This is a genomic window from Streptomyces nitrosporeus (assembly GCF_008704555.1).
In the GTDB taxonomy this organism is placed as follows: domain Bacteria; phylum Actinomycetota; class Actinomycetes; order Streptomycetales; family Streptomycetaceae; genus Streptomyces; species Streptomyces nitrosporeus.
The window spans coordinates 799,315-817,035 of sequence record NZ_CP023702.1; the positions used below are offsets into that span (position 1 = coordinate 799,315).

At 73.2% G+C, this 17,721-nt stretch carries 12 protein-coding genes; 1 reads left to right on the top strand and 11 read right to left on the bottom strand.

The window, feature by feature from the left end; translation table 11 throughout:
- Window positions 1-5: 5 nt before the first annotated feature.
- The 11 genes from CP967_RS03605 to CP967_RS03655 all read right to left on the bottom strand — a co-directional run bounded on the left by CP967_RS03605 (window position 6) and on the right by CP967_RS03655 (window position 16,394).
- Window positions 6-863: a sugar phosphate isomerase/epimerase family protein gene (locus CP967_RS03605; protein WP_150486528.1), complete on the bottom strand. Its 858-nt coding sequence runs from the start codon at window positions 861-863 to the stop codon at window positions 6-8.
- Complete coding sequence (locus CP967_RS03610) at window positions 860-1,948, bottom strand: SCO3242 family prenyltransferase (RefSeq protein WP_373300426.1); 1,089 nt, start codon at window positions 1,946-1,948, stop codon at window positions 860-862. The genes CP967_RS03605 and CP967_RS03610 overlap by 4 nt, the downstream gene beginning before the upstream one ends.
- 92 nt (window positions 1,949-2,040) lie before the next feature.
- Window positions 2,041-3,159, bottom strand: coding sequence for an inositol-3-phosphate synthase (locus CP967_RS03615; RefSeq protein ID WP_150486530.1), 1,119 nt, complete (start codon window positions 3,157-3,159; stop codon window positions 2,041-2,043).
- A 269-nt stretch (window positions 3,160-3,428) separates the two neighbouring features.
- Window positions 3,429-7,151, bottom strand: a complete 3,723-nt coding sequence (locus CP967_RS03620; RefSeq protein WP_150486531.1) for a ThuA domain-containing protein — start codon at window positions 7,149-7,151, stop codon at window positions 3,429-3,431.
- A 348-nt stretch (window positions 7,152-7,499) separates the two neighbouring features.
- Window positions 7,500-8,504, bottom strand: coding sequence for a sugar phosphate isomerase/epimerase family protein (locus CP967_RS03625; protein WP_150486532.1), 1,005 nt, complete (start codon window positions 8,502-8,504; stop codon window positions 7,500-7,502).
- Window positions 8,505-9,737 (bottom strand): Gfo/Idh/MocA family protein, encoded by a 1,233-nt coding sequence (locus CP967_RS03630; protein WP_150486533.1) that lies wholly within the window; start codon window positions 9,735-9,737, stop codon window positions 8,505-8,507.
- A 47-nt stretch (window positions 9,738-9,784) separates the two neighbouring features.
- Entirely contained in the window at window positions 9,785-10,825 is a 1,041-nt protein-coding gene (locus tag CP967_RS03635; RefSeq protein WP_150486534.1) for a substrate-binding domain-containing protein, read from the bottom strand.
- 129 nt (window positions 10,826-10,954) lie between these two features.
- On the bottom strand, window positions 10,955-12,004 hold the full coding sequence (locus CP967_RS03640; protein ID WP_150486535.1) for an ABC transporter permease: 1,050 nt from the start codon (window positions 12,002-12,004) through the stop codon (window positions 10,955-10,957).
- Window positions 12,001-13,545: a sugar ABC transporter ATP-binding protein gene (locus tag CP967_RS03645; protein WP_150486536.1), complete on the bottom strand. Its 1,545-nt coding sequence runs from the start codon at window positions 13,543-13,545 to the stop codon at window positions 12,001-12,003. The genes CP967_RS03640 and CP967_RS03645 overlap by 4 nt, the downstream gene beginning before the upstream one ends.
- A gap of 394 nt (window positions 13,546-13,939) precedes the next feature.
- Complete coding sequence (locus tag CP967_RS03650; RefSeq protein WP_150486537.1) at window positions 13,940-15,121, bottom strand: ROK family transcriptional regulator; 1,182 nt, start codon at window positions 15,119-15,121, stop codon at window positions 13,940-13,942.
- 322 nt (window positions 15,122-15,443) lie between these two features.
- A complete protein-coding gene (locus CP967_RS03655) occupies window positions 15,444-16,394 on the bottom strand; it encodes a beta-ketoacyl-ACP synthase III (protein WP_150486538.1) in 951 nt (316 codons plus the stop codon).
- Between the two features lie 310 nt (window positions 16,395-16,704).
- Here CP967_RS03655 and fdhD point away from each other — a divergent pair, with 310 nt between their 5' ends.
- Window positions 16,705-17,553, top strand: a complete 849-nt coding sequence (fdhD, locus tag CP967_RS03660) for a formate dehydrogenase accessory sulfurtransferase FdhD (RefSeq protein WP_150486539.1) — start codon at window positions 16,705-16,707, stop codon at window positions 17,551-17,553.
- Window positions 17,554-17,721 lie beyond the last annotated feature (168 nt).

A 17,721-nucleotide genomic window follows, 5' to 3' on the forward strand; every position in this document is an offset into this window, starting at 1 on the left:
GGCGCTCACCTCCCGTGCCGCGCGGGGGCCGTGGCGGCGCGCAGGAAGTCGAGGGAGGTGCGGGCGAGGTCGGGGCCGGCGTGGGAGTGGCGGGGCAGTTCGACGACGGTGAGGCCGTCGTAGCCGGTGGCGGCCAGGGCTTCCAGCACGGGTGGGAAGTCGATCTCGCCGTCACCGAAGGGGAGGTGCTCGTGGACGCCGCGCCGCATGTCCTCGATCTGTACGTGGCGCAGCCAGGGGGCGGCGGCTTCGACGCAGGCCGCGGGCGGGAGGGGTTCCAGGCACTGGCAGTGGCCGATGTCGAGGGTGAGGCCGAGGGCGGGCGGGTCGCCGAGGAGGGTGCGGAGGTGGTGGAAGTCGGCGAGTGTGGCGAGGAGGTGGCCGGGTTCGGGTTCGACGGCGAGCGGGATCCCGGCCCGGGCGGCGGCGTCGAGTACGGGGGTGAGCGCGTCGGCCAGCCGTTCCCAGGCGGTGTCCGTGGGGGTGCCCGGCGGGGTGGTGCCGCTGAAGCAGTGCAGGGCGTGGGCGCCGAGGCCGGCGGCGATCTCCACGGACCGTACGAGCAGACCGGTGCGTGCGGCGCGGGCTTCGGGGTCGGGGTCGAGGAGGGTCGGGCCGTGTTTGCGGCGCGGGTCCAGGACATAGCGGGCGCCGGTCTCCACGGTGACGCCGAGCCGGAGGGCGTCGAGCCTGCGGGCCACCCGGCGGGTGCGGTCGCCGGCGTCCGGGGCCAGCGGGTCCAGGTGCATGTGGTCCAGGGTCAGCCCGACGCCGTCGTACCCGAGGCCGGCGAGGAGTCCGAGGGCGTCGTCGAGGCGGAGGTCGGTCAGTCCGTTGGTGCCGTAGCCGAGGCGGAGGGTCACGTGGGGCTCACCTTCCGTGCGAGGGAGCGGGCGAGGGGGCCGAGGCCCATGACGGCGAGCCCGGTCAGGGGTGCTCCGGCCCGGGTGGCCAGGGCGGCCTGGAGCGGGATCATGGCGCGGATGCCGCCGCCGACGGAGCGCCGGGTGAGGGGCGGGGACGGGTTGAGGGCGGCGTGCAGGAGGGGCCGCGCGGCGGTGCGGAGGTAGGCCCCGGTGAACGCGGTGAGCGCGAGCGTCCGCCCGGTGCCCCGGGGGCCCGGTGCCGGGGCCCGGCGGCCCCGGGACGGAAGCCGGTTGGTACGGAGGACGGCGGCCGCGAGTGCGGCGGCCGTGGCCAGCGCGGCGGTGGGCGCGGTGGTGGAACCGCCGTGTGCCTCGTGCCGGGAGACGTGGGTGACGGCGCAGGTGTGGGCGCCGAGCACCAGCGCGGCCGGCAGGGCCGTCGGCAGGGCGTGACCGGCGCCGGGGCGCGGTGCCCGTCCCCCGGGGCCCGCCGGACGCGCGGGCCGGGGGCGGGAGGCGCGGCCGGCCGGCGGGGTCCCCGGGGCGCCGCACGTCGCCGCCGCGCCCAGCAGCAGGTCGAGGCTCCGGGCCGTGGCCATGGCGGCGGGCCCCGCCGGGGTGTGTTTGAGGTGCAGGTCGTACGCCCAGACCGTGGCGGCCAGTCCGGTGGCCACCGCCAGCGCGGGGCGCCCCGCGCACGCGGCCAGGGCCAGCCCCGACGCGGTGAGGGTGGCCGCGGCGGCCAGGGCGGCGCCGGGGGTGATCCGGCCCGAGGGGATCGGGCGGTGCGGGCGGTCCACGGCGTCCTCGGCGCGGTCGGCCCAGTCGTTGAGGGCCATGCCCGCCTCGTAGAGGCAGAGGGAGGCCCCCACCGCGAGCACGGTGCCCCGGCCGGGGCGGTGCCCGGCTGCGGCGGCCCCGGCGAGCGCGTCACCGGGCACGGTGAACAGGGCCGAGATCCGGAGGAGTTCGGCCCAGGCACGCGGGCCCGTCCGGGTGCGGGGCCTGTCCGGTGCGGGCGCAGTCCCGCGCGCACCGGACAGGCTGTACGGGGGTGCCGCGTGGCGGCTCGCGGACGGCACGGGCGACGTGGACGGCACGGGCGACGCGGAGGGGACGGGCGACGCGGGCGGCACGGGCGTTCCCGCCCGGTCGGCGGGCGGGCGCGGCGGGTTCACCGGGCGGCCCGCAGACGCTCGGCGAAGCCGAGCAGCGCCGCGTACTGCTCGGGCAGTCCTGCCGGGCCTCCGTCGGGGTCCTTGAAGTAGAAGCCCAGTTCGGGGCGCGGGCCGGTGAGGCCGGTCTCATGGGCGCGGGCGAGCAGCCGGGCGAGGTCCAGGACGAGGGGGGCGGCCAGCGCCGAGTCGCAGCCCTGCCAGGTGGTCTGGAGGGTCATCCGCGCACCGAGGAACCCGTCGAAGGCGATGTGGTCCCAGGCGGTCTTCCAGTCGCCCATGGCGGGCACGTCGTCGATGTGGACCTCGCCCTCGGGCACCGCGCCGAGCGTGTCGGCGAGGACGCGTTCCTTGCCCGCGTTCTTGGCCGCGGCGGCGGCCGGGTCGGCGAGCGCGGCCCCGTCCCCGCCGCCCAGCAGGTTGGTGCCCGACCATGCCCGTACCGGCAGGGCCCGCTGGACGAACATCGGTGCGAGGACGGAACGCAGGAGGGTCTGCCCGGTCTTGCCGTCACGTCCGGCGTACGGCAGCCCGGCGGCTTCGGCGGCTTCCTCCAGACGGGGGCCGCGCAGGCCGGTGGAGGGGGTGAAGTTGGCATAGGGGCAGCCTGCGCGGAGGGCCGCCGCGGCGTAGAGGGAGCTGGTCGGCAGGCGGAGCGCTCCGGGCGCGGGCGCGGGCTCGGTCGAGGCGACGTTGACGACGACGGTGCGGGCGAGGCCGTGGCGGCGGGTGAAGTCCGTGATGTCGGCGGCGAACGCGGTGATCAGTTCGTCGTCGGTGCGGGTGTCACCGGGCAGCGGTCCGCCGGTCCGTATCTCCGCTTCGGCGGCGGCCGTCTCGGCCGGGACGGCGAGGGGCAGGCCGTGCGGGAGGACCCCGCCGGCCGCCAGCGCCTCGGCGCGCTTGGGCAGGGGGCAGTCCAGGGTGTCGTGGCCGCCGAAGACCAGGGAGGCCAGGGCCGGCAGTCCGCTGCCGGCGAAGGGCGGGGTCTCGGTGGCCATGCCGGTCGCCGGGTGGAGGCCGGCCGCGACGGCGGCGCATCCCACGGTGGCGGTGGTGGCGACGGAGCCGCGTGCTCCGATGAACCAGACTCCGGTACGGACGGCGTGTGCGGTCACGGGCTGCCTCCCTGGGGGCCGGGCGGGGGAACGAGCAGGAGAGGGGCGGGGAGAGCGGGGCGGAGAAGGCGGGTGGGGTGGGCGGGGCAGGCGGGGCCCGGTGGACGGTGAGGCGGGCGCGTCACCGTCCACCGGGCCCCCGGCCGGGGACTTCCACCGGGCTCCCGGCCGGGGACCTCCACCCGGACCGGGCCGGACCCGGTGTCCGGGCTCCCGGGCCCGGTCCGGACCAGAACGGACCGGACCGGCGGGAGGTCCCGGGCGGTGCCCTATGCCGGGGGCAGTTCCTTCAGCCGGATGTTGCGGAAGGACACCTGGTCGTCGGCCCCGTGGTTCTGGAGGCCGATGTAGCCGTCCTTCAGGCTGCGGGCGGGGTCGGTGTTGGTGAAGTCGTTGATCTTCGTCCCGTTGAGGAAGACCTGGAGGCGTTCGCCCCGGACCCGGATCTCGTAGCTGTTCCACTGGCCGGGCGGCCGCAGGACCCGGTCGCGGGCCTTGAGGTCCGCCGACTTGAAGGTGTAGACGGCGCCGGTGGTGCGGTCGGCGGCGTCGGTGGCGTCGATCTGGACCTCGTAACCGTTGTTCACCGCGGACCACGGGTCGTCGGACTCCGGGAAGCCCACGAAGACACCGGAGTTGTCGTCGCCCTCCATCTTCCAGTCCAGCGTGAGCGAGTAGGAGTGCAGCTCCTTGGCCTGGTAGGTCAGCAGGCCCATGCCTCCGGACGAGCGCAGTTCACCGTCGACGACGTCGAACTTCCCGGGTCCTGCCTGCTTCCAGCCCTCCAGCGTCGTGCCGTTGAAGAGGGACCGGTAGCCGGTGTCGGGCTTGCAGTCGGCCTTGGCCTGCCCGGAGGCGTAGCGCAGGCCGCCCAGCAGGTGCTGGCGGAAGGCCGGTTCGGCGTAGGACTCCTTGGTGTGGCCGAGGCCGGTGTAGAAGGAGCGCCCGCCCTGGTAGGTCTGGCACCAGGCGATGGGGTGGTCGCCCTTCATGGTGCCGCCGGTGTAGGTGGTCTCGTCCAGGGTGGCGAGTACCTGGGCCTTGTCGCGCGGGTTGGTGCGGTAGTTGTACCACTCGTCGGTGCGGTCCCACGCCTCGTCCAGGTGGGCGGTGGCCGGGTGGTCGTGGTTCTCGATCCGGACGGTGGCGGGCTGGATCTGCGGGTGGGAGTGGAAGTAGGCGCCGACGAGCCCGCCGTAGAACTCCCAGTCGTACTCGGTGTCGGCCGCGGCGTGGATGCCCATGTAGCCGCCACCGGTGGAGACGAAGTTCTCGAACGCCTTCTTCTGCCCGGCGTTCAGGATGTCGCCGGTGGTGGAGAGGAAGACGACGGCGTCGTAGCGGGCCAGGTTGCCGGTGGTGAACTGGGCCGCTTCCTCGGTGGCGTCGACGGTGATGTTCGCGTCCTTGCCGAGCTCCTTCAGCGCGGCGATGCCCTCCGGGATGGAGTCGTGGCGGAAGCCGCCGGTCTTGGAGAAGACGAGGACGCGCTTGGCGGTCCGGTCTTTGGGGGTGCTGGTGATCTGGAAATCGTCCACGTCGAAGAGTGCTCCCTGACCGCCCTTGAAGACCAGGTACAGGCCGGTGGCCTTCTTGGGCGCGCCGCGCAGCGGGACGTCGATGTCCTGGAAGGTGTCCCAGCTGCCGGTGACGGGGACGGGGGCGGAGCCGAGGATCTTGCCGGTGGGTGATCCGGCGCGTACCTCCAGGAAGCCTCCGGCGCCGGCCGAGGACGTCCGGGCGGTGAGCCGGGTGGTCCCGCCGAGGATGTAGGGGCTGAAGGAGATCCAGTCGCCGTCGTGGATGTCCCCGACGGTCCGGCCGCCGTGCGCGCTGGTCTTGCTCGGGGTGGTGACGCCCGAGGAGTCGTCGTAGTGCTCGGCCTGCCGGTGGCGCGGCTGGAGTTTGGCCTGGTCGCGGCCGGTCAGTGCTGCCTGGCCGCCGCCCCCGCCGTCGGTGTAGGCGGCGGAGATGCCGCCGTAGATGTTGGCGTTGGGGTCGTGGCCGCCTTCCATGGCGGTCTTGACGGTGCCTTCGCAGCCGTGCTCGGTGGTGATGTCGTGGCCGTGGCTGTCGTGGCCGAGGGTGAACTTGACCTCGACCTTCGAGCAGTCGACCGTGCCGTCCTCCGGATCGGTGACGGTCACCGCGAAGGGCACCTCGTCACCGAACTCGAAGAGCTGGCCGTCGGCCGGGAAGTGCATCTCGACGACCGGGGCGGTGTTGCCGACCGTCACGTGGACGCTCGCCGATCCGGTGCGGCCGGTCGGGTCCTTCGCGGTGACGGTGGCGGTGTAGGTGCCGTTCTTCCTGTACGTGTACGTGGGGTTCGCGGCCGTGGACGTCCCGCCGTCGCCGAAGTCCCAGGCGTAGGTGAGGGCGTCGCCGTCGCCGTCGGTGGTGCCGGCGGAGGAGAAGCGCACCCTGAGGGGCGCGGTTCCCGAGGTCTTGTCCGAGGATGCCTCGGCGATGGGCGAGCGGCCGCCGGTGGCGTTCTCGATGCGGTAGAGCGCGGAGTGCTCGTCGCCGCCGAACCAGGAGAGGCCGTAGTCCAGGACGTAGAGGGCGCCGTCCGGGCCGAAGGCCATGTCCATGACCTGGGTGCCGGTCCACGGGATGTCGTTGACGGACCGGACCGTGCCGTCGGCGTCCTGCTCGATGCGTTTGATCCACTGCCGGCCGAACTCCCCGGCGAAGAAGTCGCCGTCGTACTCCTCGGGGAACTTCACGGGTGAGTCGAGGTCCGCGTCGTAGCGGTAGACGGGACCGCCCATCGGGGACTCGGAGCCGGTGCCGAACTCGGGCAGGGAAGGCCCGTCGTAGGGGATCCAGGCGGCCTCGGAGGGCGGCAGGTCGACCAGGCCGGTGTTGTGCCGGGACTCGTTCTTCGGCGCGGCGCAGTCGAACTTCGCACCGGAGGTCCCGGTGGCGAAGTCGTAGCGGTTGTACGCCTGGTTGTCCCCGGTGCAGTACGGCCAGCCGAAGTTGCCCGGCTTCGTCACCCGGGCGAACTCGACCTGTCCGGCCGGTCCGCGGTCCGGGTCGGCGGCGCCGGCGTCGGGGCCGTAGTCGCCGACGTAGAGGATGCCGGTCGCCCGGTCCACGCTGAAGCGGAAGGGGTTGCGGAATCCCATGGCGTAGATCTCGGGGCGGGTCTTCTCCGTGCCCGGGGCGAAGAGGTTCCCCTCGGGGACGGTGTAGGAGCCGTCCTCGGCGACCTTGATGCGCAGGATCTTGCCCCGGAGGTCGTTGGTGTTGCCGGAGGTCCGGCGGGCGTCGAAGGCCGGGTTGCGGTCCGCCCGGTCGTCCAGCGGCGAGTAGCCGTCGGAGGCGAACGGGTTGGAGTCGTCGCCCGTCGAGAGGTAGAGGTTGCCCTCCGCGTCGAAGTCGATGTCACCGCCGACGTGGCAGCACATGCCGCGGGTGGTGGGGATGTCTAGGACCTTCTTCTCGCTGGCGGTGTCGAGGGTGCCGTCCTCGTCGAGGACGAAGCGGGAGAGCCGGTTCACGCCGTCGAACTTCGCGAAGTCCTCGGCGGTGCCGGTCTCCGGGGCGTCGCCGGCGGGGGTGTCCATCGGCGGTGCGTAGAAGAGGTAGATCGCCCGGTTCTCGGCGAAGCCCGGATCGACGCCGACGCCCTGGAGGCCTTCCTCGTCGTGCGAGTAGACGGGGATGGTGCCGGATATCCGGGTGTTGCCGGCGCTGTCGGTGATGCGCAGCTCGCCGCCGCGCGAGGTGTGCAGCACGCTGCGGTCGGGGAGCACCGCCAGCGAGATGGGCTCGCCGGTCTCGGCGGCCCCCTTGGCGAGGGTGACCTGCTGGAAGTCCTCGGCCGCGTCGGCGGCGGCGTCCCGTACGGCCGTGCTGTGCGCGGCCGGGACGCCGGCGGCGGCCGGCGGGGAGGCGAGGGTGAGGGTGGCGGCGGTGAGCAGTCCGCCGGTCAGGAGTGCGAGTGTCTTTCGGGCGCGGAGCCGTCTGCGGCTTCTGTGCACGTGCGTCCTCCGGAAGGTGCCGGTTGTACGGGCGGGTGGAGCCGTATCCGTTGCGCGCGGGGACTGCCGCGCTCGTGGCCCGGGGCCGGTGGGGGGCCGGGTCACACGAGTTATGTCGTGTACATGAAAAGAACGGTAGACCTGTTCGTCCAGGACGGAAAGGTCTTACGCACGAGTCGGATGCATCTTTTTCCCTTGCCAGGACAAAGCGGGGTGAGGGCAGGCCGGGGCGACCCGGGGCTCGGTGCGGGTGCCGCCGGGTCGTACCGTGCCTTCACTCCGCGGGCGCCGTGCGGCGCACGGCCGGGCCCCCGGGACCAGAGCGGGCCGGGGCCCTGCGCCCGGTCCTCAGCGGCCCCCTCCGAAGGCCGCGTCGAAGGACGCGCCCGGCGGGTCGAAGTCGTACCGCCTGAGCGAGGCCAGCGCCTCCGGCGCACCGGTCAGCCGGTCCATGCCGGCGTCCTCCCATTCCACCGAGACCGGGCCCTCGTAGCCGATGGAGCGCAGCATCCGGAACACGTCCTCCCACGGCACGTCACCGTGGCCGGCCGAGACGAAGTCCCAGCCTCGCCGGGGATCGCCCCACGGCAGGTGGGAGCCGAGGCGGCCGTTGCGGCCGTCGAGGCGTTTACGGGCCTCCTTGCAGTCGACGTGGTAGATCCGCTCCCGGAAGTCGTAGAGGAAGGCCACCGGGTCGAGGTCCTGCCAGACGAAGTGGCTCGGGTCGAAGTTCAGCCCGAACGCGGGCCGGTGGCCGACCGCTTCCAGGGCGCGGTGCGTGGTCCAGTAGTCGTAGGCGATCTCGCTGGGGTGGACCTCGTGGGCGAAGCGCACCCCTTCCCGGTCGAAGACGTCCAGGACCGGGTTCCAGCGCTCGGCGAAGTCCTGGTAGCCGCGGTCGATCATGTGCGGCGGTACGGGCGGGAACATCGCGACGAGATGCCAGATCGAGGAGCCGGTGAACCCGATGACGGTGTCGACGCCGAACGCGGCGGCGGCCCGGGCGGTGTCCTCGATCTCCGCGGCGGCCCGCCGGCGTACGCCTTCCGGTTCACCGTCCCCCCAGATCCGGGCGGGCAGGATGCCCTGGTGGCGTTCGTCGATGGGGCTGTCGCAGACGGCCTGGCCCACCAGGTGGTTGGAGACGGCCCAGCACTTCAGGCCGTACCGGTCGAGCAGCCGCCGCCGGCCGTCCAGGTAACCGGGGTCCGACAGGGCCTTGTCCACCTCGAAGTGGTCTCCCCAGCAGGCGAGTTCGAGACCGTCGTAACCGAAGTCGCGGGCGAGGCGGCAGACCTCTTCGAGGGGCAGGTCGGCCCACTGGCCGGTGAAGAGCGTGAAGGGGCGTGGCATCTACGGGACCTCCTGGAAGGGGACCGGTGTGTGTACGGAGTTCCTGGCGGCGCTCTCCTCCACCGCGGCGAGCACCCTCTGCACCTGGAGGCCGTCGGCGAACGACGGCTCGGGGGGCAGCCCTTCCGCGATCGTGCGGACGACGTCGCGTGCCTGGTGGACGAAGGTGTGCTCGTAGCCGAGGCCGTGGCCGGGCGGCCACCACGCCTCCAGGTAGGGGTGCCCGGGTTCGGTGACGAGGATCCGCCGGAACCCGGCCGTCACCGCGGGCTCGGTGTGGTCGTGGAAGGAGAGTTCGTTGAGCCGTTCCAGGTCGAAGGCGAGCGAGCCGAGCTCCCCGTTGATCTCCAGCCGCAGGGCGTTCTTGCGGCCCGCCGCCATTCGGGACGCCTCGAAGGAGGCCAGCGCCCCGGACGCCAGCCGTCCGGTGAACAGGGCCGCGTCGTCGACCGTGACCGCCCCCCGCGCGGTCCGGTCCGCGGTGCCCGCCGGCCCGGCGGGCAGGGGCCGTTCCCGTACGAAGGTCTCACTCACCGCGGACACCCCCACGAGCGGTTCACCGGCGAGGTACTGGGCGAGGTCCACGATGTGGGCCCCGAGGTCCCCCAGCGCGCCCGATCCGGCCCGCTCGCGCTTGAGCCGCCAGGTCAGCGGCGCCTCGGGGTCGACGAGCCAGTCCTGCAGATAGGTGGCTCGTATGTGCCGCAGCGCGCCCAGCCGGCCGTCCGCGACGAGGCCGCGGGCGTAGGTGAGGGCGGGCACCTTGCGGTAGTTGAACCCGACGATCGCCACCTGCCCGCGCGCCGCGGCGCGTTCCGCGGCCGCCGCCATGGCCTCCGCCTCGGCGACGGAGTTGGCGAGCGGCTTCTCGCACAGCACGTGCTTGCCCGCTTCCAGGGCCGCGACGGCGATCTCCGCGTGGCTCTCGCCCGGGGTGCAGATGTCGACCAGGTGGACGTCGTCCCGGGCGATCAGGGCACGCCAGTCGGTCTCCGCCGCCGCCCAGCCGTGGCGGGCGGCGGCGGCCTCGACGGCGGTGCGGTCACGTCCGCAGATCGCGGCGAGGACGGGGTCCGCCGGCAGGTCGAAGACATGGCCCGCGGTACGCCAGCCCTGTGAGTGGGCCGCGCCCATGAACGCGTATCCGACCATGCCGACGCCGAGCCGCGTCGTCGGCCGGCGTCCGGGCGGCGGTGCCCCGGTCTCCTGCTCCGTCTCTTCCCTAAGGGCCATGCGGGCTTCCTCCTCGTCGGTGGTGCGGTGGCGGCGGCGGTGCGGGATCAGCTGAAGCCGGTCGGCAGGTACTGGTCGATGTTGTCCTGGGTGACGACGGCCGAGTACAGGGTGAGGGAGGTGGGGATCTCCAGCTCGGCGAGGCCCGCGACACCCTTGCTCTGGCCGAGCGCGCGGGCCAGGTCGATGGCGGAGGCGGCCATCGTCGGCGGGTAGAGGACGGTGGCCTTCAGGACGCTGTTCCCGGCCTTGATGGCGTCCATCGCCGACTTGGCGCCCGCCCCGCCGACCATGATGAACTCGTCGCGGCCGGCCTGCTCGATCGCGCGCAGCGCGCCCACACCCTGGTCGTCGTCGTGGTTCCACAGGGCGTCGAACTGCTTCTGCGCCTGGAGCAGTTGCGCCATCTTGGCCTGGCCGGACTCCACGGTGAAGTCGGCGGCCTGACGGGCCACCAGCTCGATGTTGGAGTAGTTCTTCAGGGCGTCGGCGAAGCCCTGGCTGCGCTGCTTGGTGAGCTCCAGGTTGTCGATGCCGGCCAGTTCGACGACCTTGGCGCCCGCCTTGCCCTTGAGCTGCTCGCCGATGTAGTGGCCGGCGTTGAGGCCCATGCCGTAGTTGTCGCCGCCCACCCAGCAGCGGTACGCCTGCGGGGAGGCGAAGATCCGGTCGAGGTTGACGACGGGGATGCCGGCCTTCATCGCCTCCAGGCCGACCTGGGTGAGCGCCTTGCCGTCGGCGGGGAGGACGACCAGCACGTCGACCTTCTTGTTGATGAGCGTCTTGACCTGGCCGATCTGGGCGGCGGTGTCGTTGGAGCCCTCGGTGGTCTCCAGGGTCACCTCGGAGTACTTCTCCGCGCGGGTCCTGGCCTGGACGTTGATCGCGTTGAGCCAGCCGTGGTCGGCCTGCGGCCCGGCGAAACCGATGGTGACGGGGGTGCCGGGCTTGTCGTCGGCCGCGGCCGGCCGGCCGTCCGGGGCGGATGCCTCGTCCTTGGGCTCGTTGCTGGTGCAGGCGGTGAGGAAGGCGCCCGCGGAGACGGCGGCGGTGCCGAACAGAAGCCCTCTGCGGCTGGTTTCTGGCATGGCGGTGGACCCTTCATCCGGTGCGTGGCGTACGGAACGGTGAGCGGGCGGTGCGGTGGACGTACGGAACGGCGGGCGGGGGCGTACGGAACGGTGGGCGGGGCGGGAGCGGAGCTCCGGGACGCGCGCTCAGGTCCCGTCGTCCCGCAGGGAGCGCCGCTGGACCAGGACGGCGGCGACGATGATCGCCCCCTTGGCGATCTGCTGGACGTCGCTCTGCAGGTTGTTGAGCGCGAAGATGTTGGTGATCGTGGTGAAGACGAGGACCCCGAGGACGGAGCCCACGATGGTGCCCCGCCCCCCGCTCAGCAGGGTCCCGCCGATGATCGCTGCGGCGATGGCGTCGAGTTCGTACAGGTTGCCGTTGGTGTTCTGGCCCGATCCGGACAGGACGACCAGCATGAAGGCGGCGATGCCGCAGCACAGTCCGGAGAGCAGGTACAGGTAGAGCCGCTGCCGCCGTACGTCGATCCCGGCGAGCCGGGCCGCTTCCGCGTTGCCGCCGACCGCGACCGTACGGCGGCCGAAGGTCGTGCGGTTCAGGAGCAGCCAGCCGGCCGCGGTGACCGCGGCGAAGATGAGGACCAGGGGCGGGATGCCCAGGACGTAGCTGCCGGGCAGTCCGAGGTCCAGGACCGGCCGGACGGTGACGATCTGGGTCTTGCCGTCGGTGATCTGGAGGGCCAGTCCGCGGGCCGAGGCGAGCATGGCGAGCGTCGCGATGAACGGCACCAGCCGGCCGTAGGCGATGAGGACCCCGTTGACGAGTCCGGCGGCCAGCCCCACGACCACGGCGGTGAAGGCGATGCCCGCGAAGCCGTACTCCTGGGTGGCCAGGGTGGTCGCCCAGACGGAGGCGAGCGCGACCATCGCGCCGACGGAGAGGTCGATACCGCCGCTGATGATGACGAAGGTCATGCCGACGGTGACGACCCCGATGACGGATGCCTGCGTCAGGATCAGCTGGAGGTTCCCGGTGTCGAGGAACGCCTCCGGTTCGGTGATGCCGCCGACGGCCACCAGGACGGCCAGGACGCCGAGCAGCGACAGGTTGCGGACGTCGGCGCGCAGACCGAAGGCGCGTGCCGGACCGGCCGTCTTCGCGGGCGCCGCGGCGGGCCCGGTGGTGTCCTGCTTCCCGGGCCCGTGGTGCGGCGCCGGAGGGGCTGGCTGGGTCATGAGGTCGGGCTCCCTTCCATGACGAGGTCGAGTACGCGGTGCTCGTCGAGTTCGCGGGCGAGGGCGGTGTGCACGACGCGGCCCTCACGGAGGACCAGCACCCGGTCGGCCAGGCCCAGCACCTCGGGCACCTCGCTGGAGACGAGCAGGACGGCGAGGCCTTCGTCGGCCAGCCGGCGGATGACGGCGTAGAGCTCGGCGCGCGCGCCGACGTCCACACCGCGGGTGGGTTCGTCGAGCAGCAGGATCCGGCAGCCGCGGAGCAGCCAGCGGGCGAGCACCGCCTTCTGCTGGTTGCCGCCGGACAGGGTGCGTACGGCGGCGTCGGGGTGGTCGGGGCGCAGTGAGAGTTCCCGGGTGGCCGTCCGGGCCGCCGTGCGCTCGGCACGGCGGTCGAGCCAGCCGCCGCGGGCGAAGCGGGAGAGGGTGGAGAGGGAGACGTTGCGGGTGACCGATTCGGTCAGCAGGAGGGCCTGCGCCTTGCGTTCCTCGGGGGCGAGGCCGATGCCCGCGGCGACGGCGGCCCGGACGCTGCCGGCTCTGAGGGGGGTGCCCGCGACGGTGACCCGGCCCGCGGTGGGCCTGCGGGCCCCGTAGACCGTCTCCAGGATCTCGGAGCGCCCGGAACCGACGAGCCCGGCCAGGCCGACGATCTCCCCGGGGCGCAGTTCCAGGTCGACCGGTCCGAACTCGCCCTCGCGGCAGAGCCCTTCGACGGTGAGGACGGGGCCGGCGGCGGTGAGGGCGGGGCCGGCGGCCGGTCCGCCGTCCGGTGCGGGTCTCCGCGGGAAGACGTACTCGACGGTGCGGCCGGTCATCAGGGCGACGACGTCACCGGTGGGGGTGGACGCGGCGGGGAGGCCGCCGGCGACGGCCCGGCCGTCCTTGAGCACGGTGACGCGGTCGCCGATGCGCCGGATCTCCTCCAGCCGGTGCGAGATGTAGACGACGGCCACCCCGTCGGCGGTGAGGCCGTCGACGATCCGGAAGAGGTTGCCGACCTCGTCGGGGTCGAGGGCGGCGGAGGGTTCGTCCATCACGATGAGGCGTACGTCGTGGGAGAGCGCCCGGGCCATGGAGACGATCTGCCGGTGGGCGGCGGAGAGTTCGCCGACCTCGCGGGCCGGGTCGATCTCCGGGTGGCCCAGCCGTTCCAGGAGCGCGGCGGCCCCGGTCCTCGCGTCGCGGGTGCGGACGACGAACCGGGCGCTGACGGGCTCATGGCCGAGGAACACGTTCTCCGCGACCGACATGCCCTCCACCAGGTCGAGTTCCTGGTAGATGGTGGCGATGCCGAGGCGCATCGCGGTGATCGGCGAGGAGAGCCGGACGGGTGCGCCCTGCCAGGTGATGGTCCCGGAGTCGGGCTGGTGGGCGCCTGCGAGCACCTTGATGAGGGTGGACTTGCCGGCTCCGTTCTGGCCGAGCAGGCAGTGCACCTCACCGGCCTCGACCTCGAGGTCCACGCCGTCCAGGGCGCGCACGCCGGGGAAGGACTTGGTGATGCCGGACATCGTGAGCAGGGGTGGTTCTGGTGCCATGACGGGTCCCCTCGGCGGACGGGGTCCTTCCCGCTCCCGGGGTGCCGGGAGCGGGGGAAGGCCGGTGAGCGGGCAGGGCGCAGTACCCGGCGGCGCCGCGGACCGGCGAAACCGCTGAGGAACTGCTGGCGGTACTGCCGGCGGCGCGGGGTGCGGGGTGCGGCCCCACCGGCAGCGACAGGAACGGGCTGCGTGCGGAATCCGGGTGGTGACGGGACGAGCGGTGTACGGGACTGCTGTGCCGGCGGGACGGGCGGTGCGGGAGGTCCGTGGCGGCCGGGGGCGAGCGGTGGGGGGCGGTGGGGGGCGACCGGTGGGGGCGGGCTTCGGGAAAGGGGTGGTTACCGACGGGGTGGCGGTGGAGCGGTCGCCGGCAGGCGCACCGGCCCGGACGTCAGGCCGGTGAGAACAGGTGGTCGCTGATGAGGCGTGCCGCGCCGGTGACCCCGGCGGCCGGGCCCAGCTCACCGAGCACGATGGGGAGGTTGCCGGTGGCCAGCGGCAGGGACTGCCGGTAGACCTGGGTACGGACGCTGGCCAGCAGGTTGTGGCCGAGCCCGGTCACCCCGCCGCCGATCACGACGAGGCCCGGGTTGAAGAAGCTGACGAGTCCGGCGATGACCTGGCCGACACGGTTGCCGCCCTCGCGGATCAGGTCGAGTGCGGTGGGGTCGCCGGCCGCCGCGGCGGCGGCCACATCGGCGGCGGTGAGCGTCCCGGCCGCCTCCAGCCGGGACGCGAGTTCCGCCGACCGTCCGGCGCGGGCCGCGTCCTCGGCGTCGCGGGCCAGGGCCGCGCCGCTGAAGTGGGCTTCCAGGCAGCCCCGGTTGCCGCAGGCGCAGGCACGTCCGTCCGGCTCGACCTGGATGTGGCCGATGTCCCCGGCGCTGCCCGTCGTACCGCGGTAGACCTGGCCGCCGACGACGATGCCGCAGCCGATGCCCGTACCGATCTTGACGCACAGGAAGTCGCCCACGGTGCGGGCGACGCCCGCGTGCTGCTCCCCCATCGCCATCAGGTTCACGTCGTTGTCGACCATGACGGGGCAGCCCAGTTCCTGGCTGAGGGCCTCGCGGACGGGGAAACCGTCCCAGCCCGGCATGATCGGCGGGGCGACCGGCACTCCTTCGGGGAAGCGCACCGGTCCCGGTACGCCGATGCCCGCGCCGTCGAATCCTTCGGCCAGGCCCAGGGCGCGCAGCTTGGCCGCCATCACCAGTACCTGCTCGAAGACGGCGACGGGCCCCTCGCGTACGTCCATGGGGTGGTTGAGGTGGCCCAGTACCTCCAGTTCGGCGTTGGTGACGGCGACGTCGATCGAGGTGGCGCCGATGTCGACGCCGAGGAAGCGCAGTTGCGGGGCGAGCCGGATGTTGTGGGACCGGCGCCCGCCACGGGACGCGGCGAGGCCGTCCGCCACGACGAGCCCGGTCTCCAGCAGCCGGTCCACCTCGACGGCCAGTTTCGATCGGGACAGGTCGATCCGGTCGCCCAGCTGCGCACGGGAGTTGGGGCCCTCGTCACGCAACAGCCGGAGCAGTCGCGCCTGGTGCGTGTTCGCGGGTCGTGCCGTCATACGTCTCACGCGTCCCTCCCCGCCACCTCGGCCAGTCCGTCGGGCTTTCGATGGGAACGTAGCAGCGGGCGACCGGAGTGGGAAGAAGTACGGCAGGAATCCACCCCAACTTTCTCCACACCCAGGACAAAGATCGGGTGCGCCGGGCCTCCTGAAGCTGTCACCGGGCGGGGGACGTCACCCGGTGGGGGCCGCTGCCCGACGGCGGGCGTCACCCGACGGGGGCCGCTGCCCGACGGCGGCCACTGCCCGGTGGGGGCCGGACAGCGGCCGCTCGGGGCTCCGGCCGCCGCGGGCCCGGAGCCCCTTTCGTCCGGAGCGCTCAGGGGCAGCTGATGACCTGGCCCGCGTAGGAGAGGTTCCCGCCGAAGCCGAAGAGCAGCGCGGGGGCGCCGGCGGCGACCTCACCGCGTTCCACCAGCTTGGACAGGGCCATCGGGATCGACGCGGCCGAGGTGTTGCCGGAGTCCACCACGTCCCGGGCGATGACCGCGTTGACCGCGCCGATCTTCCTGGCCACGGGTTCGATGATCCGCAGGTTGGCCTGGTGCAGCACGACGGCGGCGAGGTCCTCCGGGGCCAGTCCGGCGCGCTCGCAGACCGTGCGGGCGATCGGCGGCAGCTGTGTGGTCGCCCAGCGGTAGACGGACTGCCCCTCCTGCGCGAACCGGGGCGGTGTCCCCTCGATGCGTACGGCGTTGCCCATCTCCGGGACCGAGCCCCACAGGACCGGGCCGATGCCGGGCCTGCCGCCGGTCTCCTGGTCGGCGACGACGACGGCGGCCCCCGCGCCGTCCCCCATCAGGACGCAGGTCGAACGGTCGGTCCAGTCGACGATGTCACCCATCTTGTCGGCGCCGACGACGAGGGCGCGGGTGGCCGCCCCCGCGCGGATCGCGTGGTCGGCGGTGGCGAGCGCGTGGGTGAACCCGGAGCAGACCACGTTGATGTCCATGACGGCCGGCGATCCCATGCCCAGGCGTGCCGCGACCCTGGCGGACATGCTCGGTGAGCGGTCGGTCGCGGTGGAGGTGGCGACGAGGACCAGGTCGATGTCGGCCGGCTGGAGTCCGGCCGTGGCCAGCGCCTTCGCGGCCGCGTGGGCGGCCAGTTCGTCCACGGGCTCGTCGGGACCGCCCAGGTGCCGGGTACGGATGCCGACCCGGCCGGTGATCCACTCGTCGCTGGTGTCGACCATGGCCGCCAGGTCGTGGTTGGTGAGCACCTTGGCGGGCTGGTAGTGGCCGAGCGCCACGACACGTGAGCCGGTCATGTACTGGGGTCCCCTCGCTACGTCAGGCAGGAATTCACCAGTCTTGGTTGCTACCGATCGGTACAAGGGCACGTGACCCGACACAAATACGGGCCGGTGGTTGGAGCGTCTCGAACAGAGCCTGCGGAATCCGTCCGGACAGGTCCCGGCAAAGACTTGAAAAAATCGCGTCCGCAGGGAACACATCTCGCGGTAGGGCGTGCGGGCGGGACATGGCAACCTCTGTACCGAGAGCTCCGCTCCCCCTTTCGTCCGGAGCTCCCAGGGCCTCTCCGGCCTCCGCCACGTACAGAAACGGGTTCACACGGCTATGGGACGGGTCACCGAGCGCCGCCGCACCATCCGCATCCGGGAGGGGGCGGTCACCACCCGCCCCGACACCCTCGTCGCCGAGGAGCCCCTGGAGATCCGGCTGAACGGCAAGCCGCTCGCCATCACGATGCGCACCCCCGGTGACGACTTCGCGCTCGCCGCCGGTTTCCTGGTGAGCGAGGGCGTGATCGGCGAGGGCGCGGAGGTGCGGTCGATCGTGTACTGCGCCGGGGCGACGGCCGACGGCGTGAACACCTACAACGTGGTGGACGTGCGGCTCGCGCCGGGGGTCGCCGTCCCCGACATCACCCTGGAACGCAACGTCTACACCACGTCGTCCTGCGGCCTGTGCGGCAAGGCGAGCCTGGACGCCGTCCGCACCACCACACGCCATCCCCTCACGGACACTCCCCCGGTCCGGGTGACCCCCGCCCTGCTGGCGGCGCTCCCCGGCCGGCTGCGCGAGGCCCAGCGGGTCTTCGACCGGACGGGAGGGCTGCACGCGGCGGCGCTGTTCTCGCCCGAGGGCGCACTCCTCGACATCCGGGAGGACGTGGGCCGCCACAACGCGGTGGACAAGCTGGTGGGACGGGCCCTGACGGAGGGCGGGCTGCCGCTGTCCCGGACGGTGCTGCTGGTCTCGGGACGCGCCTCGTTCGAGCTGGTCCAGAAGGCGGTGATGGCCGGGATCCCGATGCTGGCGGCGGTCTCGGCGCCCTCGTCGCTCGCCGTGGATCTCGCCGTCGAGAGCGGACTGACCCTCGTCGGTTTCCTGCGGGGCACCTCGATGAACGTGTACACCGGTGAGCACCGCGTCGCCCTGGAGGGCCCGGCGGACCCGGACTGAGGGCGTGCGGGAGGGGGCCGTGCGGGAGGGGGCGGGGCGCCGCCGGGAAGGCGGGGCCCTCACCACACGCCCCGGGGTCCCGGGCGAAGTCCCGAGGCCCCGGGCGAAAGGGGTGCCCTGCACGCTCCGCGCGGCCCGCTCCCCGTGCGACGGCGCCGCCCGCGCCGA